This window comes from Paraburkholderia sacchari, assembly GCF_000785435.2.
Classification (GTDB): domain Bacteria; phylum Pseudomonadota; class Gammaproteobacteria; order Burkholderiales; family Burkholderiaceae; genus Paraburkholderia; species Paraburkholderia sacchari.
Genome location: NZ_JTDB02000007.1, coordinates 373,004 through 396,036, shown reverse-complemented (window position 1 = coordinate 396,036; position 23,033 = coordinate 373,004). Strand labels below are relative to the sequence as shown.

The window sequence follows — 23,033 nt, the reverse complement described above, 5'->3', positions numbered from 1 at the left end:
GCAAGCGCGCACGAGCGCGGGTTGAGCCAGCGCCCGATGATACGCAATCAGGCGCGGCTCGCGCCATCTCCATACTCGGCCAGTCAGCGCGGCTGCGGCACGGCCGCGAGATCGGAGAGAAAACGGTCGCGCCAGACCCCCAGATCGTTGCGGCGCAGCGCTTCCATGTTGGTCAGGTAACGCGCCTTGCGCTCTTCGAGCGGCATCGACAGCGCGCGCCCGAGCGCCTCCGACATGCCCGCCGCATCGTGAGGATTCACGAGCAGCGCCCCCGTTAGCTCGGCCGCCGCGCCCGCGAAGATCGACAGCACGAGCACGCCGGGATCGTCGGGATTCTGCGCGGCCACGTACTCCTTCGCGACCAGGTTCATGCCATCGTGCAGCGGTGTGACATAGCCCACCTGCGACTCGCGAAAGAGCGACATCAGCTTCCAGCGGTCGTATTGCTGGCTCAGGTAGCGGATCGGCGTGTAGTCGAGGCCCGAATAGCGCCCGTTTATGCGTCCGGCCTCGCGCTCCAGTTCCTCGCGGATGATCTTGTAGCTTGCCACGTCGGAGCGCGTGGGCGGCGCGATCTGCACAAGCGTGACCTTGCCGCGCCATTCGGGCGAATGCTCGAGCAATTGCTCGAAGGCGTGAAAGCGCTCGACGAGCCCCTTCGAATAATCGAGCCGGTCCACGCTCATCACGAGCTTGCGCCCTTCGAGGCTCTGCTTGAGATCGAGCACATGCTGGCGGCTCTCATAGCGCGCAGCCTGCTCGGCGATCTCGTCGGGAAACACGCCGATGCGGTAGACGCCCGTGCGCAGCGTGCGGCCGTAGGCCTCCACGTCGCCCGCTTCGTTGTTTTCGCCATGCTCGCGCACCACGCCCTTCGCGGTGCGCACGATGTAATCGTGAAACGCCTGCTGGTCGTTGCGCGTCTGGAAGCCGAGCAGGTCGTAGCAGCAAAGCGACCGCACAAGTTCATCGTGCGGCGGAATCGTCTGCAGCACCTGGGGCGAAGGAAACGGAATATGGAGGAAAAAGCCGATACGATTGCGCACGCCCTCGGCGCGCAGCGCTTCGGCGAACGGAATCAGGTGGTAGTCGTGGACCCAGATCCTGTCGTCGGGCTGGATCAGCTTGATGAGCTTGTGCGCGAGCCACGCGTTCACGCGCCGGTAGCCGGCGTATTCGTCGCGCTCATAGCGCGCGAGATCGTTGCGATAGTGGAACACTGGCCACAGCGTGGCATTCGAGAAACCGCGGTAATACTGGTCGTAGTCTTTTTTTGTGAGCCCGACTGTCGCGAACGTGACATGACCCTCCCCCGCGAGCGTCGGGCCCGCGTTGGCCACCGTCTCGCTTACGACGTCGCCGCTCCAGCCAAACCACACTCCTCCTGCGTCCTTGAGCGCCCCGAACACGCCGACGGCGAGCCCCCCTGCGGACCCCCTGGCCTCCGTGGGCGTAGCCACCCGGTTCGAGACGACTATCAGTCTGGCCATCGAAATATGTCTCCTCCGTTTGCTCCGGCAACCAGATACCCCAGCAAGGGGCATGCCACGATACTGGCCGAGCCTGCGGGCTCGCCGGTCCGGCCGCCGTTCGGGAAGATCGTGAGCGCGGCGCAAGGCAACAGGACCTAATGTCACGCTACGTGAATGCGCGTAAAGATGCGCTAAAGAATGCGGTCGGCCAGGTCGGGCCGCTCAGGAAAGATTCAAGCAGACGGCTTGACGCAATGTCGGTTTTCGGCGCGATTGCCGGCCCGGCTCAGCGCCCCGTCAATTGCCGGTCTTGCAAGGAAACGCCTTGCCGAGCCCGAGCGAGACGGCCGTACTGGCGTTGTAGCCGGCGACGTTCGGGTTATCGGCGATGTATTTGCGCACGGCGTCGGTGAGTTGCGCCGAGCGGGCTTCCTGCGGCAGACAGAAATATTGGCCGACGCGCGGGCCGGTTGTGCCGCCAATGGCGTCGATGGTATTGAAAATGCCGTCGGCGGCGCCTTCGATATAAGCCGCGCATGCGCTGCGCGACGCCACGTCAGTCTTCGAGCACAGCCGGTTCAGATCGGAGGCGGTAAAGGCAAAAGCCGAAATCGGCACAGCGAGCGCGCCGGCGCAGATCAGAGCCCGCAGCATGATTCTCCTTGATTCGTCGCTTGATTCGTCGTCGGGGGCAGCGTTTGCCGCACCGCGAGCCGCCCGCTGGCGGCCGGCGGCAACCCCGGTATTGTGCACTGTTTTAGGGGCGCGTCGTGCGGCTCTTCTGCGAAAGAGCTTGCGCGAATGCACCCGACGGCCAGAGCGCCCGCAGCGGGGTTACTGCGTCGTCTGGCCCATGCGCGCCGAGAGCTCCTTGATCGCGTCAGGCGCCTTGTACTGCTTGGCGAAATCGAGTGCGTTCATGCCGATCTGGTTCTTCGCGTTCAGATTGGCGCCGTGGTCGAGCAGCAGTTTCGCGGTGCTCATATGGTCTCCGCGCGCGGCCATCATGAGCGGAGTCGTGCCGTTGGGCGACAGCGAGTTGACGTCGGCCGAATAGCCGACCAGCAGTTTCACCACGTCGTCGTGGCCGTTCGCGGCGGCGTAGTGCAGCGGCGTCCAGCCCTGCTTGTTCACTTCGGCGCCCTTGGTGATGAGCAGCTTTACGAGATCCATGTCGCCGTTGAGCGAGGCCAGCATCAGCGCGTTCTCGCCCGACTTGTCCTCGGCGGCGATGTTGATCTTCGGATTGTCGAGCAGCACTGCCGCAACCTTGTCCGACTTCTCGCGCGCGGCCAGCACGAGCAGCGGCATGCCCTGGCTATCCGTGGCGTTCGGGTCCATGCCGTTCGCGAGGTCCTTGGCGACACCCTTGGCGTCGTCGAACTTTACGTCCTTCACGAGCGAATCGATCGATGCGGCGTGAACCGGCGCGCTTGCCAGGAAGGCGGCGCTCATGCCGATGGCGAGCGCGGCGGCGATGCGGCGCACGCTGGTGGCGCGCGTGGCTTGGACGGTGGACGTGTGCGGATTCGAGTTCATGTCAGGCCTTAACGTTATTCGATATCTAATTGATAAAAAACGATAAATCAAAATCGACTACTGGCGGATCATGATTCAGGCCGAGGCCGGAATCTTGAAAAGCCGGAAAAAATTCTGCGTGGTGGCAGCGCCGAGTTCGGCGTCCGGCAATCCGCGTTGCTGGGCGATGAATCTTCCGACATGGCTAACGTACGCAGGTTCATTGGGTTTGCCGCGATATGGCACTGGCGCAAGATAGGGCGAATCCGTTTCGATCAGCAAGCGCTCGAGCGGCACGCGGCGCGCAACCTCCTGAACGTCGGTCGCGCTCTTGAACGTCACGATGCCCGAAAGGGAGATGAAAAAATTCTGCGCGAGGGCGCGCTCAGCGACCGCCCAGGGCTCCGTGAAACAGTGCATCACGCCGCCGGGTTCGCCCGCGCGCTCTTCTTCCATGATGCGCAGCGTGTCGTCCGACGCCGCGCGCGTATGGATGATGAGCGGCTTGCCCGTGGCGTGCGCGGCGCGGATATGGACGCGAAAGCGCTCGCGCTGCCACTCCATGTCCTCGATCGTGCGCTCGCCGAGCCGATAGTAATCGAGCCCCGTTTCGCCGATCGCCACGACCTTCGGGTGCTGCGCCAGTTCCACGAGATCCGCGACGCTGGGCTCCCGGACGTTCTCGTGATCGGGATGCACGCCCACCGAAGCGTAGACGTTCTCGTAGCGGCTCGCGATGTCGAGCACCGAGGGCAGCGTCTCCAGGTCGACCGAGACGCACAGCGCATGCGTGACAGCCTGCGCGCGCATGTTCTCGAGCACCTCGGGCAGCCGGTCGGCGAGGCCTTCGAAGTTGATGTGGCAATGTGAATCGACAAACATGGCGGTCCTGCGATGGGGTTACGGATAAGGCTGACTGCGCGGAATCTACGGAAATGCGCAACGAAAATTCAGGCCTGCAGCTCAGGCTGCAAGCCGCTTGCCGAGGATCACGAGGTCGCGCTCTACACTGTCGAGCACGGCCACGCGAGGCAGCGTCCCCCACGCCTCGAAGCCGAAGCCGTGAAAGAGCCGCACGCTCGGCTCATTGTGGCCGAACACGAAGCCGAGCACCGTGTGGATGTCCAGCCCTGGCGCGGCATCGAGCGCGGCGGCCAGACGCGCTCGGAACACGTCTCAGGCGAACATTTCACGATAGCCGAGAAACAGCTCCTCGAATACGAGGCGCGCATTCAGCGGATGGTTTTCCACGGCACGCTGACGCGTCACGGACTTCAGGTAACGGGCGAGCGCTGGCGCATCCAGATTCGCCGCGCAGCGCGTGAGCGCCGCCGCCGACTGCGGGTAGTAGCGCGGCCGGCCTGCCGTGCGCTCGGCCAGCAGGTCGTAGACCCAGCGCTGCAGCCAGCCGAGCACGAGCGGCACCGGCAGCTTCTGGAGGGTCTCGCCGCAGGCGAAGGCGTCGCATGCCGCACCCGCCGCGAGCTGGCCGAGGGTCCAGTCGCGCAGCGCGCGATTGTCGTCCTGCGAGAGCGCGAGCGCTGCAAGCGGCGCGCCTCCCGCTTCCGCGAGCAGGCTGGCCGGGTCGGCCACGCCCTGCTTCGCGAGCCACGCTTGCGCTTCCTCCGGCGCAGGCGTGCTCATCGGCCACTGGCGGCAACGGCTGATGATGGTGGGCAGCAGCCGGTCGATGCGTGCCGAAACCAGCAGGAACACCACGCCGGCGGGCGGCTCTTCGAGCGTCTTCAGCAGCGCGTTCGCGGCAGCAACATTGAGCGCCTCGGCCGGATACAGCACGACCACACGCAGGCCGCCGCGATGCGAGCCCACGCCCGTGAAATCGAGCAGCGCGCGCACCTGCTCGATGCGTATTTCCTTGCTGGGCGCACGGGTCTTTTTGCCCTCGTCCGCGTCGACTTTATCGGCCTTGGCGTCTTCCTTGTCCTCGGCGCCCGCCTGGCCTGCGAGGCCGGCCAGCGCCTCGGGGAGCACGATGCGGTAGTCGGGATGGTTGCCTTGGGCGAACCAGGTGCAAGCCGGACACGCGCCGCATGGCTGGCCATCGGCCTGCGGCGACTCGCACAGCAGCCCCTTCGCCAGATGCTGCGCGAACTGGAGCTTGCCGATGCCCGCCTGGCCATGCAGCAGCAGTGCGTGCGGCCAATGGCTGCGCAACTGCTGGAGGCGCTCCCAGTCGCCCGATTGCCACGGATAGATCATGTTTTAAATCAATCTGTTAAGCGGTATTTTAGAAAACTCACATGAACTTGATCGAGCATCATAAGCGTTTCGAATAACGCTTTTTGCTCAAAGCGTTGCGATGACTTTTTCGAGCTTCTCACGAATTTCTTCGATGCTCTGCGAAGAGTCGACGATCGCGAAGCGGTACGGCGCTTCCTCGGCACGGCGCAGATACTCGGCGCGGGTGCGCGCGAAGAACGCGTCGGTTTCGCTCTCGAAGCGATCCGGCTCGCGCGCGGCACCGCGGCGCTCGCTGGCGGTATCGGGCGCGATGTCGAACAGCACGGTCAGATCGGGCTGAAATCCGCCCTGCACCCAGCGTTCGAGCGCTTCGAGCTTGTCGCGCGGCAAGCCCCGGCCGCCGCCCTGGTAGGCGAAAGTGGCGTCGGTGAAACGGTCCGATAGCACCCAGTCGCCGCGCACCAGCGCAGGCTCGATCACGCGTGCGAGGTGTTCGCGGCGCGCGGCGAACATCAGCAACGCCTCGGTTTCGAGGTCCATCGGCTCGTGCAGCAGGATCTCGCGCAGCTTTTCGCCCAGCGGCGTGCCGCCGGGTTCCCGCGTCATGACCACCGAGCGGCCCGAGGCGCCCAGCTTCTGTTCGAGCTGCTCGCGAAACCACGCCAGATGCGTGGTCTTGCCCGCGCCGTCGATGCCCTCGAACGTGATGAATCGGCCCCGCGCCATTTAATTACCCCGGATGTACTTGTCGACGGCCTTGTTGTGGTCGACGAGATTGTCAGAAAAAACGCTGCTGCCATCGCCACGCGCCACGAAATACAGCGCTGTGGTCGACGCAGGATTGAGCGCAGCCTGCAGGGCGGCGGCGCCCGGCAGTGCAATTGGCGTCGGCGGCAACCCCGGACGCAGGTAGGTATTGTAGATAGTGTTGGTCTGCAAATCGCTCTTGTGCAGCCGCCCCGTGTAGTTCGCCCCGAGCCCGTAAATGATCGACGGATCGGTCTGCAACGGCATGCCCGCCTTGAGCCGGTTCGCGAACACAGCCGCCACGAGCGGACGGTCGCCGGCCTTGCCGGTCTCCTTCTCGACCAGCGAGGCCAGCGTGAGCGCCTCATAGGGCGACTTCAGCGGCAAGCCTTGTGCACGCGCAGCCCACGCCTCGTTCAGATGCGTCTGCATGAGCTTGTAGGCGCGGCGGTAAACGTCCAGATCGCTCGACCCCTTGTCGAACAAATAGGTGTCAGGGAAGAACAGGCCTTCGCCGCTGCCCTGCGGCGCGGCGGGCGCGCCGATCGCGGCGAGCAGTTGGGCGTCGCTCATGCCGGCGGTTTCGTGACGCAGCGCCGGGTTCGTGTCGAGCTCGTCGCGCATGCGCTTGAAGGTCCAGCCTTCGATGATGGTCGCGACGGACTCGTTGACGTCGCCGAGCGCCATCTTCTGCAGCACCTCATAGGGCGTGACGCCGGCCTTGAATTCGTAATTACCGGACTTGAGCTGGCTTTGCAGGCCGAGCACGCGTGTCATCAGCACGAACAATTCGGTCTGGATGGGCACGCCGCCACGCCGCAACTGGGTGGTGACGCTGCGTACGGAGCTGTGCGGCTTGATGGTGACATCGAGTTGCGGGACGGCGAGCGCCACGGGCGAGGTCGCCCAGCGCCAGACGCCACCCGCTGCGACGGCGCCAAGCACGACGAGGCCGGCGCCGGCAACAAGGCATTTCTTGAGGAGGGACATGCGTAACGTGACTCAGGCGGACCTCATATAATAACTGCTTGCCCTCGCCAAAGTCAGGATTGACTGTTCCCCGAATCCATGAACGCTCCGCTCGCATCCCACGACACGCCTTCCCCCGATACACATACCATCGCGGCGCCTGCCGCCGCAGCGCCGGCTGCCGATGATTTCGACGCCGTCCTCAAGGGAGGCGCCTGGGCGATCCTGCCGCAATTCGGCGTGATCGACGCCAATGGCGACGACGCAGCCAGCTTCCTGCACAGCCAGCTCACGAACGACATCCAGCATCTGGACGTGACCGGCGCGCGCCTCGCCGGCTACTGCTCGCCCAAGGGCCGCCTGCTTGCCTCCTTCCTCACGTGGAAGACCGGCGACACAATACGCCTGCTGGTTTCGAAGGATGTCCAGGCGAGCGTGCAAAAGCGCCTCTCGATGTTCGTACTGCGCGCCAAGGCCAAGCTCACCGACGACAGCGACAAACTGCTCGTGGTGGGCCTCGCGGGCGACGTGCGCGGCGCGCTCGCGCGCGTGTTCGACGCGCTGCCCGACGGCGTGCACGTGAAGGTGGACGATCCCGCCGGCACGCTGATCCGCATGCCCGATGCGCTCGGGCGCCTGCGCTATCTGTGGGTCGGTCCGAAGGACGCCGTGGAGGCGAAGCTCGCTACGCTCCAGGACGCGCTCAAGCCCGTCTCGCCCGCGGTTTGGGACTGGCTCGACATCCGCGCGGGCGAACCGCGCATCACTCAGGCCGTGAGCGAGCAATTCGTCCCGCAGATGGTCAACTACGACGTACTCGGCGGCGTGAACTTCAAGAAGGGCTGCTATCCGGGCCAGGAAATCGTGGCGCGCAGCCAGTATCGCGGCACGATCAAGCGCCGCACCGCGCTCGCGAGCGTCGCGGCCGGAACCGACGCCGCGCGCGCCGGGGCCGAACTGTTCCACTCCGACGACCCGAGCCAGCCGTGCGGCATGATCGTGAACGCGGCGGCGGCGCCCGAAGGCGTCGTCGATCTGCTCGCGGAGATCAAGCTCGCGGCGCTCGAATCGGGCAGCGTGCATCTGGGCGCCGCGGACGGCCCCGCACTGCGCATCCTGCCGCTGCCGTACGCGCTGCCTTCCGAGATTTGACGGCTTGGCAAGGAGTCCTGTGACGACGCCGTTCGTGCCGCGCCTCGTTTTTGCCGGTCGCAGCCGAGGCCGCACGCGATGTGCCTGATCGTCTTCGACTGGCGGCCGCACGCGACCGATGGCGCGCTCTTCACGCTCGCCGCTAACCGCGACGAGTTCCTGCGCCGCACCGCCGACCCCATGCATTGGTGGCAAGACGCGCCGGACGTACTCGCAGGCCGCGATCTCGTGGGCGGCGGCACCTGGCTAGGCATGACGCGTGGCGGCCGTTTCGCGGCGCTCACCAACTACCGCGCGCCGCACGAAATGCGCCCCGATGCGCCCACGCGCGGCACGCTCGTTTCGCGCTGGCTGACGGCCGGTTCCGAAGGCGCCGTGCCCGATGTCCCCGATACCCCGCTAGCCTATCTCGCCGAAGTCGCGCGCGACGGCGAAATGTATAACGGCTTCAACCTGGTCGTCGGCGACTGGAAGCGGCGCGAGCTTGCCTGGTACTGCAACCGCGGCGAGCGCATGCCCGCGCTGCTGCCCGAGGGCACGCACGGCATCTCCAACGCGGTGCTCGACACGCCGTGGCCGAAGCTCGTGCGCAAGCGCGCCGGGCTTGCCGCACTCGCGGCGGATGGCCCCGACGTGCCGCTCGAACGCCTGACCGAATTGATGCGCGACCCGCGCATCGCGCTCGACAGCGAATTGCCCGCGACCGGCATTCCGCTCGAGCGCGAGCGCGCGCTTTCGGCGGCATTCATCGAGACGCCCGATTACGGCACACGCGGCACGACGACGCTGCGCGTGCGCGTGAATGGCAACCTGCTGAGCGTGGAAGCCAGCGAGCGCAGCGACGATGACGGCTCGCACCGCATCACGCGGCCCGGCGCATTCGAGCGCTACGAACGCTTCACGGTAAGCGCGGCGTGTTGAAGCCGGGCGGCCTCCCGCCTTGCCGCCCCACCCGCCTCATCAATCGTCGATGCCGAACGCCGCGCGCAACGCCTGCGCGGCCAGCGCGTGCCCGCGGCGCGCATCTTCCACAAAGCCGCCCATCTTGAAGAACTCGTGGATCATGCCGGGAAAGCGCACGAGCGTGACCTCGTTGCCCGCCGCGAGCAGCTTCTGCGCATAGGCTTCGTCCTCATCGACGAGCGGATCAAACTCCGCTGCCGCGATCCACGCCGGCGCCACGCCGTGAAAATCGGGCGCGCCATGCGTGCCGTCGAGCGGCGCGAAACGCCAGTCGTCGCGATCGGACGCATCACGCACGTAGTGATTGAAGAACCATTGCACGGTGGGCTCCGTGAGCAGGTAGCCGGCGGCGAGGCGCTTGTGCGACGCCGTTTGCTGATGCGAGCCCGTGCCCGGATAGATCAGCAGTTGCAGCACTGCGGGCATGCCCGCGTCGCGTGCGAGCACCGCGCACACCGTCGCGAGCGTGCCGCCCGCGCTGTCGCCGCCCAGTGCAATCCGTGCCTCATCGATCGCGAATTCGGCCGCGTGCGCGTGCAGCCATGCATAGGCGTCGAACGCGTCGTTTACGGCGGTAGGGAACTTGTGTTCGGGCGCAAGCCGGTAATCGACCGAAAGCACCGCGCAACGTGCGTCGCGCGCGAACATGCGGCACAAGGCGTCGTGCGTGTCGACGCTGCCCACGGTAAAGCCGCCGCCGTGGAAATAGACGAGCGCGGGCAACGGTTTGGACCACTGCGGCTCGACCGGCAGATAGAGCCGCGCGCGGATCGTCTCGCCATCGCGCGTCGGCACCCGCAGGTCTTCGACCGAGTGCATCGGCGCGGAAGCGATTTCCAGCACCGATGCGCTCTTTTCATACGACGCCCGAGCTTGCTGCGGCGTCATTTCGTGGTAAGGCGTGCGGCCCGCGCGGGCCACCATGTCGAGCACTAAAGCGATCTTCGCGTTGAGCGTCATGAGTCTGTCGAATGAGGTTCCGCTCGAACGCCGGTCGATGCCCGCAGGGATATCGTCAAGCCTGCGCGTTCTTCACTTCGGGTTTGAGCGAGAGCGGATCGGTGGGATTGCGCAACGTCTCGATGTCTTCGTGACGCAGTTTCACGGAAGGGAGTATGCCCGGATGCGTGAGGATGTAGAAGCGCCCTTCGCGCACCGCATCGAAAGTGATTTTCGCGACATCGTCAGCCGTGAGACGGCCCGAGCGCACCGCGCGCTGCAATTGCAGATCGGCGGCCTGCTGTGAGCGTGTGGGGGGCGCCTCGTTGCGCATATCGTCGGGGCGGTTGCGCTCGGCGTTGGCAATGCCCGTCGGCACGAAGGCGGGGCACAAGAGCGAGCAACTCACCTCCGTGCTGACGTTGCGGAGGTCGTGGTAAAGCGTCTCGGTGAGCGCGACCACGGCGTGCTTGGACGCGTTATAGACGCCCATTGCGGGCGGCGCGAGCAGCCCCGCCACCGAGGCCGTGTTGACGATGTGCGCGCGCTCGCCCTGCTTGAGCATGATGGGTGTGAAGCTGCGCAAACCGTTCGCGACACCCATCACATTCACGCCGAACACCCAGTCCCAGTCCCGCGCGCTGCTTTCCCACACGAAGCCGCCGCTGCCCACGCCGGCATTGTTGAAGAGCAGATGGACCTTGCCATACGCGTCCAGCGCCGCCTGCGCGAGCGCGTCCACCTGTGCCGGGTCACGCACGTCGGTGCGCAAACCGGTTGCCTGTGTGCCCTGGTCGCGCAGCCCCTGAACGGTTTCCCCGAGCGCGAGCGCATCCACGTCCGTAAGCACGAGCTTCATGCCGAGCGACGCGGCCTGCTGCGCGAACGCGCGGCCAAAGCCGCTCGCCGCGCCGGTAATGACGGCCACCCGGCCTTCGAATTGAAACGGGTCAGACATTGCGCTCCCTCACCTGGTCGTAAATTCTGCAAAGACGTCAAACGAGCTTGACGAGCTGTTTGCCGAAGTTCTGCCCCTTGAGCATGCCAAGGAATGCCGTGGGCGCGTTTTCGAGGCCTTCGGCAATGCTCTCGCGATAGACCAGTTGCTGGTTCGCGACCAGCGTACCGAGTTCGGTGAGCGCTTTCGGCCACACGTCCAGATGCTCGGTCACGATGAAGCCCTGCACCAAAAGACGTTGCGTGAGCAACAGTTGCGGGTGCTTGAGCGGAATCGGCTCGCCGTCGTAGCCCGCGATCATGCCGCACAACGCGATACGCCCGCCGGCATTCATGCGCGCGAGCGTGGCGTTGAGCACGTCGCCGCCCACGTTCTCGAAGTAACCGTCCACGCCCTGCGGGGTTGCGGCCTTAAGCTGCTGGTAGAGATCGCCAGCCTTGTAATCGACACATGCGTCGAAGCCGAGCGTCTCCACGACATAGCGGCACTTTTCCGCGCCGCCCGCGATGCCCACTGCGCGGCAGCCCGCCCGCTTCGCAAGCTGGCCCACGACGCTGCCCACCGCGCCGCTCGCCGCGCTCACCACCACGGTCTGGCCGGCCTGCGGCGCGATGATGCGGTTCAGCCCGTACCAGGCCGTGACGCCCGGCATGCCCACCGGCCCCAGATACGCGGCCAACGGTACGTGCTTCGTATCGACGACATGCAAATCGCTGCCGTCCGAAGTGCCGTATTCCTGCCAGCCGGCCATGCCAACCACTTTGTCGCCGACCTTGAACTTGCGGTTGAGCGATTCGACCACTTCGCCCGCCGTGCCGCCGATCATTACCTCATTGAGCGGCTGCGGCGCCGCATACGATTTGCTGTCGTTCATGCGGCCGCGCATGTACGGATCGAGCGAAAGCCAGTGATTGCGCACGCGCACTTGCCCTTCGGCGAGCGGCGCGAGCGGCGTTTCGACGAGACGGAAGTTATCGACGCTGGCCGCGCCTTCCGGTCGCGAGACGAGCAGGAACTGACGATTGGTTTGAGTCATGGCGTTGGGGGGTGTCGTCGCGGCTTGCGCCGCGCGGGTTGGGAGCGGAATGGGATCGCATGCGCACATGCGCACGCACATGAAATGCAAACACGCACGTGGCTTGCGTGCCCGGCGCAGATCAGGCGCGGCGTTCAGCCGTCGCTCGGACCGGGTTTTGCGTTCGGGTCGCTGCGCAGGCGCTGACGCGTCACGTCGCGGCCCACCGCGAGGCGGCGCATGTATTTGAAGGTGCCGAGCGCCTTCGCCACGAAGTGCCCTTCGCTGTCGCGAATCTCGCCTTCGCAATAGGCCATCGTGGTCGAGCGGTGCAGCACGCGGCCATACGCGCGCAACTCGCCGCGGCCGGGCTGCATGAAGTTCACTTTCATTTCGACAGTGACGACGCCCACACCGTCGGCGGCGACGCTGCGCGCGGCCATCGCGAGCGCGATGTCGGCGAGCGTCATGGTCACGCCGCCGTGCGCGACGTCCCAGGTATTCATATGGCGCTCGGCCAGCGAAAGCAGCACTTCGCTCGCGCCGTCACGCGCGCTCACGAGTTGCGCGCCGAGATGATCGACGAACGGGCTTTCGATGATGGGCTGCTGGCTCGATGGGTCGCCCTGCGTTGTATCCGTGGTACCGGTCATGGTTGCGCTCGAATTTTCCACAATCTTCAGAGCACGTAATCGACGCACTGGCGCGCCTCGACCACGCGCCTGGCGAAGTCCTTCACGATCTGGTGGTCGGGGTGATCCTGGTAGGCGTCGAGCGCGGCCTGGTCGACAAAGTCGGAGAGAAGCACGATGTCGAACGTCGATGCGAGGCCAGGCTCGGCGAGACCGGCTTCGAGACGCAACGTGCCCGGCACGAGATTGCGGCAGCCTTCGAGCATCGTCTTGAACTTCGCGAGGTTTTCGGCGCGCGTTGCGCCCTCCGCTGAGTCCTTGAACTTCCACATCACGATATGACGAATCACGTGTTCCCCTTTTCAGTCAGTCTTGAACGGCGGACGCGCCACGCGGGCGCAATCCAGCCGTCATGATACCTGCCTGGACTAGCGCGCGATCAGGCGATTTCGAACAGCCCCGCCGCGCCCTGCCCGCCGCCGATGCACATTGTCACCACCACGAACTTCGCGCCACGGCGCTTGCCTTCGATGAGCGCATGGCCCGTGAGACGCGCGCCCGAGACCCCGTACGGATGCCCGACCGCTATCGCGCCGCCGTTCACGTTCAGGCGATCGGCGGGAATGCCGAGCTTGTCGCGGCAGTAGAGCACCTGCACCGCGAACGCTTCGTTCAGTTCCCACAGGCCGATGTCTTCCACCTTGAGCCCTGCCTGCTTGAGCAGCTTGGGCACCGCGAACACGGGGCCAATGCCCATTTCGTCGGGCTCGCAGCCAGCCACGGCGAAGCCGCGGAAAATGCCGAGCGGCTGCAGCCCTTCGCGCTCGGCCACCTTCGCGTTCATCACCACGCAGGCGCTCGCGCCGTCCGAGAACTGGCTCGCGTTGCCTGCCGTGATCACGCCGCCCGGCATTGCCGTGCGGATCTTCGACACGCCTTCGAGCGTGGTGTCGGCGCGAATGCCTTCATCGGCGGCAATCGTCACTTCCTTCGTGACGAGTTGGCCCGAAGCCTTGTCGGCCACACCGGCGAGCACCGTCATCGGCACGATTTCATCGTTGAAGAGGCCCGCGGCCTGAGCCGCTGCCGCACGCAGTTGCGACTGCACGCCGTACTCGTCCTGACGCTCTTTGGAGATCTCATAGCGCTTCGCGACGTTCTCGGCGGTCTGTAGCATGCTCCAGTAGATTTCGGGCTTATGCTGGCTGAGCCAGCCTTCGGCCATCATGTGGCGGTTCATCTCGTTCTGCACGCACGAGATGGATTCCACGCCACCGGCGACGAACACATCGCCCTCGCCCGCAATCACGCGCTGCGCGGCCAGCGCAATCGTCTGGAGTCCGGACGAACAAAAACGATTTACGGTCATGCCCGGCACCGAGACCGGCAGGCCCGCGCGCAGCGCGATCTGGCGCGCGATGTTGACGCCCGTGGCGCCCTCTGGGTTCGCGCAGCCCATGATCACGTCTTCGATGCGTGCGGGGTCGATCTTCGCACGCTCGACAGCCGCTTGCGTGACATGGCCGCCAAGCGTGGCGCCATGAGTCATGTTGAACGCGCCCTTCCACGATTTGGCGAGGCCCGTGCGGGCGGTAGAAACGATTACGGCATCAGTCATGGATGTCTCCAGTTGATCGGAGCGACTCGGTCCGATCCCTTGCGAATGTGTTGATCCTGCGATTCAGTTTGGCTTCGAACGTTCATCAGACCGCGCCGGCCAGCACCTCGGCCATTTGCGCGCGCTTCACGCCCGCTGCGCTCAACTGCTGCCACGCGGCGGCGAGCGAGCCGTTCATGTCGATGGCGCGCGAGGCGTCTTCGATCAGCACCGTCTCGAAGCCTGCGGCGCGCGCATCGAGCGCGGACCACGCGACGCAATAGTCGGTCGCAAGGCCGCAGCAGTAGACGCGCTTCACGCCCGTGTCGCGCAGATAGCCCGCGAGCCCGGTAGGCGTCGTGCGGTCGGCTTCGAGAAACGCCGAGTAGCTGTCGACATTTGCGTGATGCCCCTTGCGGATGATCGCGCGCGCGTGCGGCACGGCGAGATCGCGATGCAGCGCGGCGCCTTCGGTGCCCTGCACGCAATGCGTTGGCCACAGCACCTGCTCGCCGTAAGGCAGCGCGATCGTCTCGAAGGGCTTGCGCCCCGCGTGCCCGGCCGCGAACGACACGTGCTGCGCCGGGTGCCAGTCCTGCGTGAGCACCACGTGCAGAAAGTCTTGCGCGAGCCGGTTTGCAAGCGGCACGACTTCGTCGCCGTGTGCGACGGCAAGCGCCCCGCCCGGCATGAAGTCGTATTGCAGGTCGATCAGCAGGAGCACGTGTTCAGCGCTTCTCATGATGTTCGTCCGAATGTATGTCTGGGTACTTAGTTGAACGTACCGCCCGTTTCGGCCAGTTCTTCGACCGACGAGGCGATCTGCCATGCGTCGCCGTTCGGCTGCTGCGCATAGCGGCGGATCGCGCGCGCCACGTTGTAGAGGCCGACCGCATCCGCGTAGAGCATGGGGCCGCCGCGCCACAGCGGGAAGCCGTAGCCCGTGAGATAGACCATGTCGATGTCCGACGCCTTCGACGCGATGCCCTCTTCGAGGATCTTCGCGCCCTCGTTCACCAGCGCGTACACGAGGCGCTCGACGATTTCCTCGTCGCTGATCTTGCGGCGCTCGACGCCCACTTCCTTCGAGTACGCGACGATCATGTCGTCCACGAGCTTCGAAGGCAGCGCGTTGCGCTCGCCAGCCTTGTAGTCGTACCAGCCCGCGCCGGTCTTCTGGCCGAAGCGGCCCTGTTCGCACAGGCGGTCGGCGACCTTCGAATACTGGATCTCCGGCTTTTCCTGGTAGCGGCGCTTGCGGATCGCCCAGCCGATGTCGTTGCCAGCGAGATCGCTCATGCGGAACGGGCCCATCGCGAAGCCGAATTTTTCGATCGCGCGATCGACCTGCGCGGGCAACGCGCCTTCTTCGAGCATGTAAAGCGCCTGGCGGATGTACTGCTCGATCATGCGGTTGCCGATGAAGCCATCGCACACGCCGGACACCACGGCCGTCTTGCGGATCTTCTTCGCGACTTGCATGACCGTGGCGAGCACGCCCTTGGCCGTTTCCTTGCCGCGCACGACTTCGAGCAGCTTCATCACGTTGGCAGGACTAAAGAAGTGCAGACCCACCACGTCCTGCGGACGCTTCGTGAACGCCGCGATCTTGTCCACGTCGAGCGTCGAGGTGTTCGACGCGAGAATCGCGCCCGGCTTCGCGACTTCGTCGAGACGTTTGAACACCTGCTCCTTCACGCCGAGCTCTTCGAACACGGCTTCGATGACGAGATCGGCGTGCTTGAGATCGTCATACGAAAGCGTCGGGCGGATCAGCGCCATGCGCGCTTCGAGCTTTTCCGCCGTGAGCTTGCCTTTCTTGACCTGCGCTTCGTAGTTCTTGCGAATCGTCGCGAGGCCGCGATCGAGCGCTTCCTGCTTCGTTTCGAGCAGCGTGACCGGCACGCCCGCGTTGAGGAAGTTCATGGCGATGCCGCCGCCCATGGTCCCCGCGCCAATGACCGCCACCTGCTGGACTTCGCGCGTGGGCGTGCTCGAAGGCACGTCGGGGACCTTGCTCGCGGCGCGCTCGCCGAAGAACGCGTGGCGCAGCGCCCGGCTTTCCGGCGTCTGCACGAGTTCGACGAAGCATTCGCGCTCGAATGCGAGCCCCTTATCGAAACCCTGCTTCACGCCCGCGGCGATGGCGTCCACGCACTTCAGCGGCGCCGGATAATTCTTCGACATTGCCGCAACGGTATTGCGCGAGAATTGCAGGAAACCTTCGGCATTCGCGTGCTCGATCTTGCGGTTGCGTACGAGCGGATGCGGGCCCGGCTTGCTGGCGGCCTGGCGCGCGAACGCGATCGCCTCTTCGAGCAGATCGCCTTGTGCCATGGCATCGAAAAGACCCGCATTCGCGAGCTTTTCCGAGAGCACGGGCGTGCCGCTCACGATCATGTTGAGCGCGGCTTCAAGGCCAATCGCGCGCGGCAGGCGCTGCGTGCCGCCCGCGCCGGGCAGAATGCCGAGCTTCACCTCGGGCAGCGCGATCTGCGCGCCGGATGCCGCCATGCGGTAGTGCGCGCCGAGCGCGAGTTCGAGCCCGCCGCCCATCGCCACTCCATGAATCGCGGCTATGACGGGCTTGGCACTCTTCTCGACTTCCTTTATGACAGTGTGGAGCGTGGGCTCCTGAGTCGCCTTGGGAGTGTTGAATTCGGTGATGTCGGCGCCGCCCGAGAACACCTTGCCTGCGCCGGCAATCACGATGGCCGAAACAGCCGGATCGCTGTTGGCGCGCGCCAGTCCTTCGACGATGCCGGCCCGGGTCGAATGCCCCAGCCCGTTGACGGGCGGATTGTTGAGCGTAATGACGGCGACGCCGTCGCGAGTCGTGTAATCCACTGCCATTTGCCTGCCTCCGTGCTTGCGAGCCGCGTTGTGCCTCGCGGGAGCCATCTGACTCGCCCGCACACGCGCCGGCCGCTTCATTGTCCGGCATTCCCGGTTCACACGCAGAATACCGAAAAAAGAACGTTCGTTCAATTTTTTGCTGCGCACAAGGCATCGGGGTTTGTACCAATCCTCTGCCTCATGCGCGAAAGCGGGCCGGCCAAAAAAAACGCAGCCAGTGGGCTGCGCTTCGTTCGGATGCATCTGGTGCGCTAGATCGGTTTGGTCGGGCACTGATCGCCCGCCTCCAGCGCACCCGGCAGCACATGATCGCGAAACCGCTCGCGCAGCTTGAGCTTCTGCAGCTTGCCGGTGGCCGTGTGCGGGAGTTCGTCGACGAACACCACGTCGTCGGGCAGCCACCACTTCACCACCTTGCCTTCGAAGAACGCCAGCAGTTGCTCGCGCGTGACTTCGGCGCCCGGCTTCTTCACCGCGACGATCAACGGCCGCTCGGTCCAGCGCGGATGCGCGCAGGCGATGCAGGCTGCCTCTGCGATGGCCGGATGCGCCACCGCGATGTTCTCGAGCTCGATCGAGCTGATCCACTCGCCGCCCGACTTGATCACGTCCTTGCTGCGATCGGTGATTTGCAGGAAGCCATCGGGGTCGATGGTCGCGACATCGCCGGTCGGGAACCAGCCGTCCACGAGCGGCGTGCCGCTGTCCTGCCTGAAATAGCGGTCGATGACCCACGGCCCGCGCACATACAGGTCGCCGAACGCCACGCCGTCCCAGGGCAGCTCGCGGCCATCGTCGCCGACGATTTTCATGTCGACGCCGAAGATCACGCGCCCCTGCTTTTCGAGCAGCGCGCGCCGCGCCTCGGGCGGGCGCTGCGACTGCTCCCAGTTCAGCTTCGAAAGCGTGCCGAGCGGCGACATCTCGGTCATGCCCCACGCGTGGATCACCTGCACGCCGTAGTCGTCCTCGAAGCTGCGCAGCATGGCCGGCGGGCATGCCGAGCCGCCGATCACCGTGCGATTGAGCGTGGAAAACTTCACGCCCGCCTCGCGCATGTACGCGAGCAGGCCGAGCCATACCGTAGGCACGCCGGCCGAGCAGGTCACGCCCTCCGCTTCCATGAGTTCGTAGAGCGACTTGCCGTCGAGATCCTTGCCGGGCAGCACGAGTTTCGTGCCGGCGAGCGGCGCCGCGTGCGGCACGCCCCACGCATTCACATGGAACATCGGCACGACCGGCAGCATGGCGTCGCGCGCGGAGAATCCCATTGCATCGGGCATCGACGCACCATAAGCGTGCAGCACTGCCGAGCGGTGCGTATAGAGCGCGCCCTTCGGATTGCCTGTAGTGCCCGAGGTGTAGCAGAGATTCGATGCGCTGCGCTCATCGAACAAGGGCCATGCGAAGCGACCGTCCTGCGCCGCGAGCAGCGTTTCGTAGCTGAGCACCGGCGTTTGCATGGCCGGCAGGTGCGCCTCGTCGCATAGCGCGATCCAGCCGCGCACCTGCGGGCATTGCGGCGCGAGCGTGTCGACGAGCGCGGCGAAGGTGATGTCGAACAGCACGTAGCGATCGTCGGCGTGATTGACGATCCAGGCGATCTGCTCGGGAAAGAGGCGCGGGTTGATGGTATGGCACACCGCACCGAAACCGGCCACGCCGTAGTAGGCCTCCAGGTGCCGATAACCGTTCCACGCCAGCGTGGCGATACGCTCGCCAGGCTCGACACCCAGCGCGATGAGTGCCTGGGCGAGCTGCTTCGAACGCACTTCGCATTCGCGATACGTATAGCGATGCAGGTCGCCTTCGATGCGCCGCGAAACGATCTGGGTGCTGCCGTGATGGCGCGCCGCGTGCGCGATCAACGACGACACGAGAAGCGGCACATCCATCATGTGCCCCAACAGCGGCGCGTTCGTCGCGGTCATGGTCAGCGGTCTCCTCGACTCGAATGCCAGATCATTCTTGTATGGGATGGCGTGGTGCCCGGCGGCCTCGGCGCGGCATGCAAAATGCCGCAACAGCGCGGGCGGCGCGTGTCGGCGCGCCTTCTGCACGCCTGCCGGCGCGGACTTACAATATCGGCTATTCAACAGGCGCTCAACATGTCGTTTTCACCAGGCCAAACCGATTCCTCACATGGCGGCTCGACCGCCCCGCGCGCGCCGGCAAGCGGCCCGCTCGCCGACTTCGAACGCGCGCTCGGCGTGCCGCGCGACGACACGTTCGCGGCCCTTGGCGCGACCTTTCATACGCGGCTGCCCGGTGCGCCGCTGCCAGCGCCCTATGTGGTCGGTTTCTCGAAAGAGACGGCCGCGCTGCTCGGACTCGATGCGTCGGCGGTGGCCGATCCGGCATTCGCCGAGTATTTCAGCGGCAACTTCACGCGCGAACGCCCGCCTTCGACGATGTCGTATGCAAGCGTCTATTCGGGGCACCAGTTCGGCGTCTGGGCCGGCCAGCTAGGCGACGGCCGCGCGCTCATGCTCGGCGAGATCGAGCACGCAGGCAAGCGCCTCGAAGTGCAGCTCAAGGGCGCAGGACGCACACCATATTCGCGAATGGGCGACGGCCGCGCGGTGCTGCGCTCGTCGATCCGCGAATTCCTGTGCTCCGAGGCCATGCATCACCTCGGCATTCCCACCACGCGCGCGCTGACCGTGACCGGCTCCGAACAGCCGGTGCGGCGCGAAGAACTTGAAACCGCCGCAGTCGTCACGCGCGTGTCGCCAAGTTTCGTGCGCTTCGGCCACTTCGAGCACTTCTATTCGCACGACAATGTCGAGGCGCTGCGCGCGCTTGCGGATCACGTGATCGGCCGCTTTTACCCGCATCTGCGCGAAGCCGACGATCCATATCTCGGCCTGCTCGACGAAGCGGTGCGCAGCACGGCCGCGCTGATGGTCGAGTGGCAGGCCGTGGGCTTTTGCCATGGCGTGATGAACACCGACAACATGTCGATCCTCGGCCTCACCATCGACTATGGCCCGTTCGGCTTCATCGACGGCTTCGACGCGAATCACATCTGCAATCACTCGGATTCGCAGGGCCGCTACGCCTACCGCATGCAGCCGCAGATCGCGTACTGGAATCTGTTCTGCCTCGCGCAAGCGCTGCTGCCGCTCTTCGGCGCGCACTACGAGATCGCCGACGAAAAAGCGCGCGGCGAACGTTGCGTGGCCGACGCACAAGCGGTGCTCGAGCGCTTCAAAGGGCACTTCGCACCCGCGCTGGAAGCGCGCATGCGCGCGAAGCTCGGCCTCGAGCACGCGCACGAAGGCGACGACGCACTCGCGGATCGCCTCTTCGAAATCATGCATGCGAACCGCGCCGACTTCACGCTGACGTTCCGGAATCTCGCACGCGTTTCGAAGCGCGACGCGCACGGCGACACGTCCGTGCGCGATCTGTTCCTCGATCGCGCCGCCTTCGATGCCTGGGCACTCGACTATCGCGCGCGCCTCGCACGCGAAACGCGCGACGACGCGGCGCGCGCCGCGGCGATGAATCGCGTGAACCCGAAATACGTGCTGCGCAACCACCTCGCGCAAACCGCGATCGAGCGTGCCGCACAGAAGGACTTCAGCGCAGTCGAACGGCTCGCGAACGTGCTCAAGCGCCCGTTCGACGAGCAACCCGAGCACGAAGCCTACGCCGCGTTGCCGCCCGATTGGGCCAGTTCGCTCGAAGTCAGTTGCTCTTCGTGAGCGAGCCCTCATCTACGGCCCGCACATCGCACGCCCCGCGCATTTGCCCTTAACAGGAAACCGACATGAGCCAGGACGATCACAACTCCGACGCGTACCCCGGTCACAAGAGCGACGCCGAATGGCGCGAGCAGCTCTCGGACACGCAATACCAGGTCACGCGCCACGCAGCCACCGAACGCCCCTTCACGGGCAAGTACTGGGATCACACCGAGCGCGGCGTATACGACTGCGTGTGCTGCGGCACGCCGCTCTTCGAGTCGGACACGAAATTCGACGCCGGCTGTGGCTGGCCCAGCTACTTCCGTCCGATCGACGGCGAAGTGATCGAGGAGCGCACCGACCGCTCGCACGGCATGCTGCGCATCGAAGTGCGCTGCAAGAACTGCGGCGCGCACCTGGGGCATGTGTTCGAGGACGGTCCGGCCCCAACCGGCCTTCGGTATTGCATCAATTCGGCTGCGCTACAATTCGAGCCCAAGTGAACGCGAGCGAAGCACGCTCGCGCGGGGTGTGACGCGTGATTAAACGCGTCGCGCCCTCTTTTTTGCGGCTCATTTTGCCAATTTCCAGGCCGATATGAAATTTCTGTTTGATCTGTTCCCGATCATCCTGTTCTTCGTCACCTTCAAGGTGTGGGGCATCTTCACGGCCACAGCCGTTGCGATCGTCGCAACGCTCGCGCAGATCGCGTGGGTCGCCTTCCGCCATCGCAAGGTCGACCCCATGCTGTGGCTGAGTCTGGGTATCGTCGTCGTGTTCGGCGGCGCCACGCTCATGCTGCACGACGAGACCTTCATCAAGTGGAAGCCCACGGTCCTCTACTGGGCCTTCTCGGTCGTGCTGCTGGTCTCGCAGGTCGCGTTCGGCAAGAACCTCATCGAAGCGATGATGGGCAAGCAGATCACCTTGCCGCCACGAATCTGGACGCAGTTGAACTTCATCTGGTCGATCTTCTTCGCGCTGCTCGGCATCCTCAATCTGTTCGTCGCGTACCATTTCTCCACCGATGCGTGGGTCGACTTCAAGCTCTTTGGCGCGACGGGCATTCTGGTCGTGTTCATCGTCGGCCAGAGCCTGTGGCTCTCGCGTTACATGAAGGAAGAAGAATGAGCGACGTTTTTCTCCACGCCAGCCCTGCGGAACGCATGGCGCTGATCGAATCGCGCCTTTCTGCGGCGCTCGCACCCGTCGAATCGATCGCCGTGCGCGACGACAGCGCACTGCATGCGGGCCATGCCGGCGCCGCCGCTGGCGGCCACTATCACGTCACGATCGTTGCGGCCGCATTCGCGGGGAAAGCCCGCGTGGCAAGGCATCGCATGGTGTATGATGCGCTGGCCGAAGCCATGCAGCGCGGCATTCACGCGCTCGCAATCACCGCGCTCACGCCCGAAGAGGCGGCAGCGCAGCCCCGATAACGCTAATCCCATTTTTTAGTTCGCCCCTCAGGATTTTTCGATGACCTTGAAGAAAACCCGTCTTTGGGTGTTGCTGGCTGCGTTCGCGGCGGCTCCCGCCTTTGCGCAGAACGTTGCCGTCGTGAATGGCACGCCGATTCCGAAGTCGCAGGCCGATGCGCTGGTCGCCCAGGTCGTGGCCCAGGGCCAGCAAGACACGCCGGACCTGGAAAAGGCCGTGCGTGAGGAACTCATCAATCGCCAGGTGCTGATGCAGGAAGCGGCGCGCGTCGGGATTCCGAACCGTCCGGCCGTGAAGGCCCAACTGGCGATGGCGCAGCAACAGGTCGTCCTGCATGCATGGATCGAGGACTTCCTCAGGAGCAACCCGCCCAGCGACGCCGAAGTCAAGGCCATGTACGACAAGCTCACGCAAGGCGCGGCCGGCAAGGAATATCACCTGCATCACATCCTCGTGGACAACGAGCAGCAGGCGAAGGACCTGATCGCGAAGATCAAGGGCGGCGCGAGCTTCGAAGACCTCGCTAAGCAATACTCGAAGGACCCGGGTTCGGCGAAGAACGGCGGCGATCTCGACTGGTCGGACCCGAAGGCCTACGTGCCGGAATTCGCCGACGCCGCAACGCATCTGCAAAAAGGCCAGGTCACCGATGCGCCGGTGCACACGCAATTCGGCTGGCACATCATCCGCGTGGACGACATTCGCGCCATCGCGCCGCCGCCGCTCGAGCAAGTGCGCCCGCAGATCGTGCAGCAACTTCAGCAGCAAAAGCTGCTCGCGTTCGAAAAGCAACTGCGCGACAAGGCGAAGATTCAGTAAGGGCCGATTGCAGCTTCTTTGCTTGCTGCGAAAAGAGAAACCCCGCGACCTGCGAAGGCGCG

23 protein-coding genes and 1 pseudogene are annotated in these 23,033 nt (G+C 65.1%); 7 read left to right on the top strand and 17 right to left on the bottom strand.

From position 1 onward, the window contains the following. Window positions 1-83: 83 nt before the first annotated feature. The 8 genes and pseudogenes from otsA to mltG form a co-directional block, all read right to left on the bottom strand. Window positions 84-1,490: an alpha,alpha-trehalose-phosphate synthase (UDP-forming) gene (gene otsA / locus NH14_RS24080; protein WP_035533198.1), complete on the bottom strand. Its 1,407-nt coding sequence runs from the start codon at window positions 1,488-1,490 to the stop codon at window positions 84-86. A gap of 279 nt (window positions 1,491-1,769) precedes the next feature. Continuing rightward, window positions 1,770-2,126, bottom strand: a complete 357-nt coding sequence (locus NH14_RS24075; RefSeq protein ID WP_035533200.1) for a Rap1a/Tai family immunity protein — start codon at window positions 2,124-2,126, stop codon at window positions 1,770-1,772. Between the two features lie 180 nt (window positions 2,127-2,306). Further along, entirely contained in the window at window positions 2,307-3,011 is a 705-nt protein-coding gene (locus NH14_RS24070; RefSeq protein WP_035533202.1) for an ankyrin repeat domain-containing protein, read from the bottom strand. Window positions 3,012-3,086: 75 nt separating this feature from the next. Then, complete coding sequence (locus tag NH14_RS24065) at window positions 3,087-3,872, bottom strand: TatD family hydrolase (RefSeq protein WP_035533204.1); 786 nt, start codon at window positions 3,870-3,872, stop codon at window positions 3,087-3,089. 81 nt (window positions 3,873-3,953) lie between these two features. Then, window positions 3,954-4,148 (bottom strand): annotated as a pseudogene (locus tag NH14_RS24060) (GNAT family N-acetyltransferase); the annotation flags it as partial. 18 nt (window positions 4,149-4,166) lie between these two features. Next, a complete protein-coding gene (locus NH14_RS24055; protein WP_035533207.1) occupies window positions 4,167-5,210 on the bottom strand; it encodes a DNA polymerase III subunit delta' in 1,044 nt (347 codons plus the stop codon). Between the two features lie 87 nt (window positions 5,211-5,297). Then, window positions 5,298-5,918, bottom strand: coding sequence for a dTMP kinase (tmk, locus tag NH14_RS24050; protein ID WP_035533209.1), 621 nt, complete (start codon window positions 5,916-5,918; stop codon window positions 5,298-5,300). After that, window positions 5,919-6,929: an endolytic transglycosylase MltG gene (gene mltG / locus NH14_RS24045; RefSeq protein WP_035533210.1), complete on the bottom strand. Its 1,011-nt coding sequence runs from the start codon at window positions 6,927-6,929 to the stop codon at window positions 5,919-5,921. Between the two features lie 78 nt (window positions 6,930-7,007). Here mltG and ygfZ point away from each other — a divergent pair, with 78 nt between their 5' ends. Both ygfZ and NH14_RS24035 read left to right on the top strand, forming a co-directional pair. After that, the gene (ygfZ, locus tag NH14_RS24040) at window positions 7,008-8,060 is read left to right on the top strand and encodes a CAF17-like 4Fe-4S cluster assembly/insertion protein YgfZ (RefSeq protein WP_035533212.1); all 1,053 of its coding nucleotides are present in this window, start codon (window positions 7,008-7,010) and stop codon (window positions 8,058-8,060) included. 78 nt (window positions 8,061-8,138) lie between these two features. After that, window positions 8,139-8,981, top strand: a complete 843-nt coding sequence (locus NH14_RS24035; RefSeq protein ID WP_035533213.1) for an NRDE family protein — start codon at window positions 8,139-8,141, stop codon at window positions 8,979-8,981. Window positions 8,982-9,020: 39 nt separating this feature from the next. On the opposite strand, the gene NH14_RS24030 is transcribed toward NH14_RS24035, so the two are convergent. The 9 genes from NH14_RS24030 to NH14_RS23990 all read right to left on the bottom strand — a co-directional run bounded on the left by NH14_RS24030 (window position 9,021) and on the right by NH14_RS23990 (window position 18,951). After that, entirely contained in the window at window positions 9,021-9,983 is a 963-nt protein-coding gene (locus NH14_RS24030; protein ID WP_035533215.1) for an alpha/beta hydrolase, read from the bottom strand. A gap of 55 nt (window positions 9,984-10,038) precedes the next feature. Then, window positions 10,039-10,920: an SDR family oxidoreductase gene (locus NH14_RS24025; protein WP_035533217.1), complete on the bottom strand. Its 882-nt coding sequence runs from the start codon at window positions 10,918-10,920 to the stop codon at window positions 10,039-10,041. A 37-nt stretch (window positions 10,921-10,957) separates the two neighbouring features. Next, complete coding sequence (locus NH14_RS24020) at window positions 10,958-11,956, bottom strand: NADP-dependent oxidoreductase (protein ID WP_035533296.1); 999 nt, start codon at window positions 11,954-11,956, stop codon at window positions 10,958-10,960. Between the two features lie 134 nt (window positions 11,957-12,090). Then, entirely contained in the window at window positions 12,091-12,588 is a 498-nt protein-coding gene (locus tag NH14_RS24015; RefSeq protein WP_035533219.1) for a PaaI family thioesterase, read from the bottom strand. 26 nt (window positions 12,589-12,614) lie between these two features. Continuing rightward, window positions 12,615-12,917 carry a Dabb family protein gene (locus NH14_RS24010; RefSeq protein WP_035533221.1) on the bottom strand — a complete coding sequence of 101 codons (303 nt, stop codon included), beginning with the start codon at window positions 12,915-12,917 and terminating at the stop codon, window positions 12,615-12,617. Between the two features lie 89 nt (window positions 12,918-13,006). Further along, on the bottom strand, window positions 13,007-14,185 hold the full coding sequence (locus tag NH14_RS24005; protein WP_035533223.1) for an acetyl-CoA C-acyltransferase: 1,179 nt from the start codon (window positions 14,183-14,185) through the stop codon (window positions 13,007-13,009). 85 nt (window positions 14,186-14,270) lie between these two features. Then, the gene (gene pncA, locus NH14_RS24000; RefSeq protein WP_035533225.1) at window positions 14,271-14,906 is read right to left on the bottom strand and encodes a bifunctional nicotinamidase/pyrazinamidase; all 636 of its coding nucleotides are present in this window, start codon (window positions 14,904-14,906) and stop codon (window positions 14,271-14,273) included. A gap of 29 nt (window positions 14,907-14,935) precedes the next feature. Next, complete coding sequence (locus NH14_RS23995) at window positions 14,936-17,017, bottom strand: 3-hydroxyacyl-CoA dehydrogenase NAD-binding domain-containing protein (protein ID WP_035533227.1); 2,082 nt, start codon at window positions 17,015-17,017, stop codon at window positions 14,936-14,938. A gap of 254 nt (window positions 17,018-17,271) precedes the next feature. Beyond that, on the bottom strand, window positions 17,272-18,951 hold the full coding sequence (locus NH14_RS23990; RefSeq protein WP_035533229.1) for a 3-(methylthio)propionyl-CoA ligase: 1,680 nt from the start codon (window positions 18,949-18,951) through the stop codon (window positions 17,272-17,274). 177 nt (window positions 18,952-19,128) lie between these two features. On the opposite strand from NH14_RS23990, the gene NH14_RS23985 reads away from it, so the two are divergent. From NH14_RS23985 to NH14_RS23965, 5 genes are all read left to right on the top strand, one after another. Beyond that, window positions 19,129-20,730 (top strand): protein adenylyltransferase SelO, encoded by a 1,602-nt coding sequence (locus NH14_RS23985; RefSeq protein ID WP_052148480.1) that lies wholly within the window; start codon window positions 19,129-19,131, stop codon window positions 20,728-20,730. 65 nt (window positions 20,731-20,795) lie between these two features. Then, window positions 20,796-21,215 carry a peptide-methionine (R)-S-oxide reductase MsrB gene (msrB, locus tag NH14_RS23980; protein ID WP_035533231.1) on the top strand — a complete coding sequence of 140 codons (420 nt, stop codon included), beginning with the start codon at window positions 20,796-20,798 and terminating at the stop codon, window positions 21,213-21,215. Window positions 21,216-21,309: 94 nt separating this feature from the next. Continuing rightward, window positions 21,310-21,843: a septation protein A gene (locus NH14_RS23975; RefSeq protein ID WP_035533233.1), complete on the top strand. Its 534-nt coding sequence runs from the start codon at window positions 21,310-21,312 to the stop codon at window positions 21,841-21,843. Next, entirely contained in the window at window positions 21,840-22,151 is a 312-nt protein-coding gene (locus NH14_RS23970) for a BolA family protein (protein WP_035533234.1), read from the top strand. The genes NH14_RS23975 and NH14_RS23970 overlap by 4 nt, the downstream gene beginning before the upstream one ends. A gap of 40 nt (window positions 22,152-22,191) precedes the next feature. After that, the gene (locus tag NH14_RS23965; protein WP_035533235.1) at window positions 22,192-22,971 is read left to right on the top strand and encodes a peptidylprolyl isomerase; all 780 of its coding nucleotides are present in this window, start codon (window positions 22,192-22,194) and stop codon (window positions 22,969-22,971) included. The last annotated feature ends 62 nt before the right edge of the window (window positions 22,972-23,033 follow it).

Coding starts and splice junctions, on each gene's coding strand:
- tmk (WP_035533209.1), bottom strand. CDS start 5,918: ATGGCGCGGGGCCGATTCATCACGTTCGAGGGCATCGACGGCGCGGGC.
- NH14_RS24015 (WP_035533219.1), bottom strand. CDS start 12,588: ATGACCGGTACCACGGATACAACGCAGGGCGACCCATCGAGCCAGCAG.
- NH14_RS23970 (WP_035533234.1), top strand. CDS start 21,840: ATGAGCGACGTTTTTCTCCACGCCAGCCCTGCGGAACGCATGGCGCTG.
- pncA (WP_035533225.1), bottom strand. CDS start 14,906: ATGAGAAGCGCTGAACACGTGCTCCTGCTGATCGACCTGCAATACGAC.
- NH14_RS24035 (WP_035533213.1), top strand. CDS start 8,139: ATGTGCCTGATCGTCTTCGACTGGCGGCCGCACGCGACCGATGGCGCG.
- NH14_RS23990 (WP_035533229.1), bottom strand. CDS start 18,951: ATGACCGCGACGAACGCGCCGCTGTTGGGGCACATGATGGATGTGCCG.
- NH14_RS24025 (WP_035533217.1), bottom strand. CDS start 10,920: ATGTCTGACCCGTTTCAATTCGAAGGCCGGGTGGCCGTCATTACCGGC.
- NH14_RS23975 (WP_035533233.1), top strand. CDS start 21,310: ATGAAATTTCTGTTTGATCTGTTCCCGATCATCCTGTTCTTCGTCACC.
- NH14_RS23965 (WP_035533235.1), top strand. CDS start 22,192: ATGACCTTGAAGAAAACCCGTCTTTGGGTGTTGCTGGCTGCGTTCGCG.
- otsA (WP_035533198.1), bottom strand. CDS start 1,490: ATGGCCAGACTGATAGTCGTCTCGAACCGGGTGGCTACGCCCACGGAG.
- NH14_RS24075 (WP_035533200.1), bottom strand. CDS start 2,126: ATGCTGCGGGCTCTGATCTGCGCCGGCGCGCTCGCTGTGCCGATTTCG.
- ygfZ (WP_035533212.1), top strand. CDS start 7,008: ATGAACGCTCCGCTCGCATCCCACGACACGCCTTCCCCCGATACACAT.
- NH14_RS24020 (WP_035533296.1), bottom strand. CDS start 11,956: ATGACTCAAACCAATCGTCAGTTCCTGCTCGTCTCGCGACCGGAAGGC.
- NH14_RS24005 (WP_035533223.1), bottom strand. CDS start 14,185: ATGACTGATGCCGTAATCGTTTCTACCGCCCGCACGGGCCTCGCCAAA.
- NH14_RS23985 (WP_052148480.1), top strand. CDS start 19,129: ATGTCGTTTTCACCAGGCCAAACCGATTCCTCACATGGCGGCTCGACC.
- NH14_RS24030 (WP_035533215.1), bottom strand. CDS start 9,983: ATGACGCTCAACGCGAAGATCGCTTTAGTGCTCGACATGGTGGCCCGC.
- NH14_RS24065 (WP_035533204.1), bottom strand. CDS start 3,872: ATGTTTGTCGATTCACATTGCCACATCAACTTCGAAGGCCTCGCCGAC.
- NH14_RS24070 (WP_035533202.1), bottom strand. CDS start 3,011: ATGAACTCGAATCCGCACACGTCCACCGTCCAAGCCACGCGCGCCACC.
- NH14_RS23995 (WP_035533227.1), bottom strand. CDS start 17,017: ATGGCAGTGGATTACACGACTCGCGACGGCGTCGCCGTCATTACGCTC.
- NH14_RS24055 (WP_035533207.1), bottom strand. CDS start 5,210: ATGATCTATCCGTGGCAATCGGGCGACTGGGAGCGCCTCCAGCAGTTG.
- msrB (WP_035533231.1), top strand. CDS start 20,796: ATGAGCCAGGACGATCACAACTCCGACGCGTACCCCGGTCACAAGAGC.
- mltG (WP_035533210.1), bottom strand. CDS start 6,929: ATGTCCCTCCTCAAGAAATGCCTTGTTGCCGGCGCCGGCCTCGTCGTG.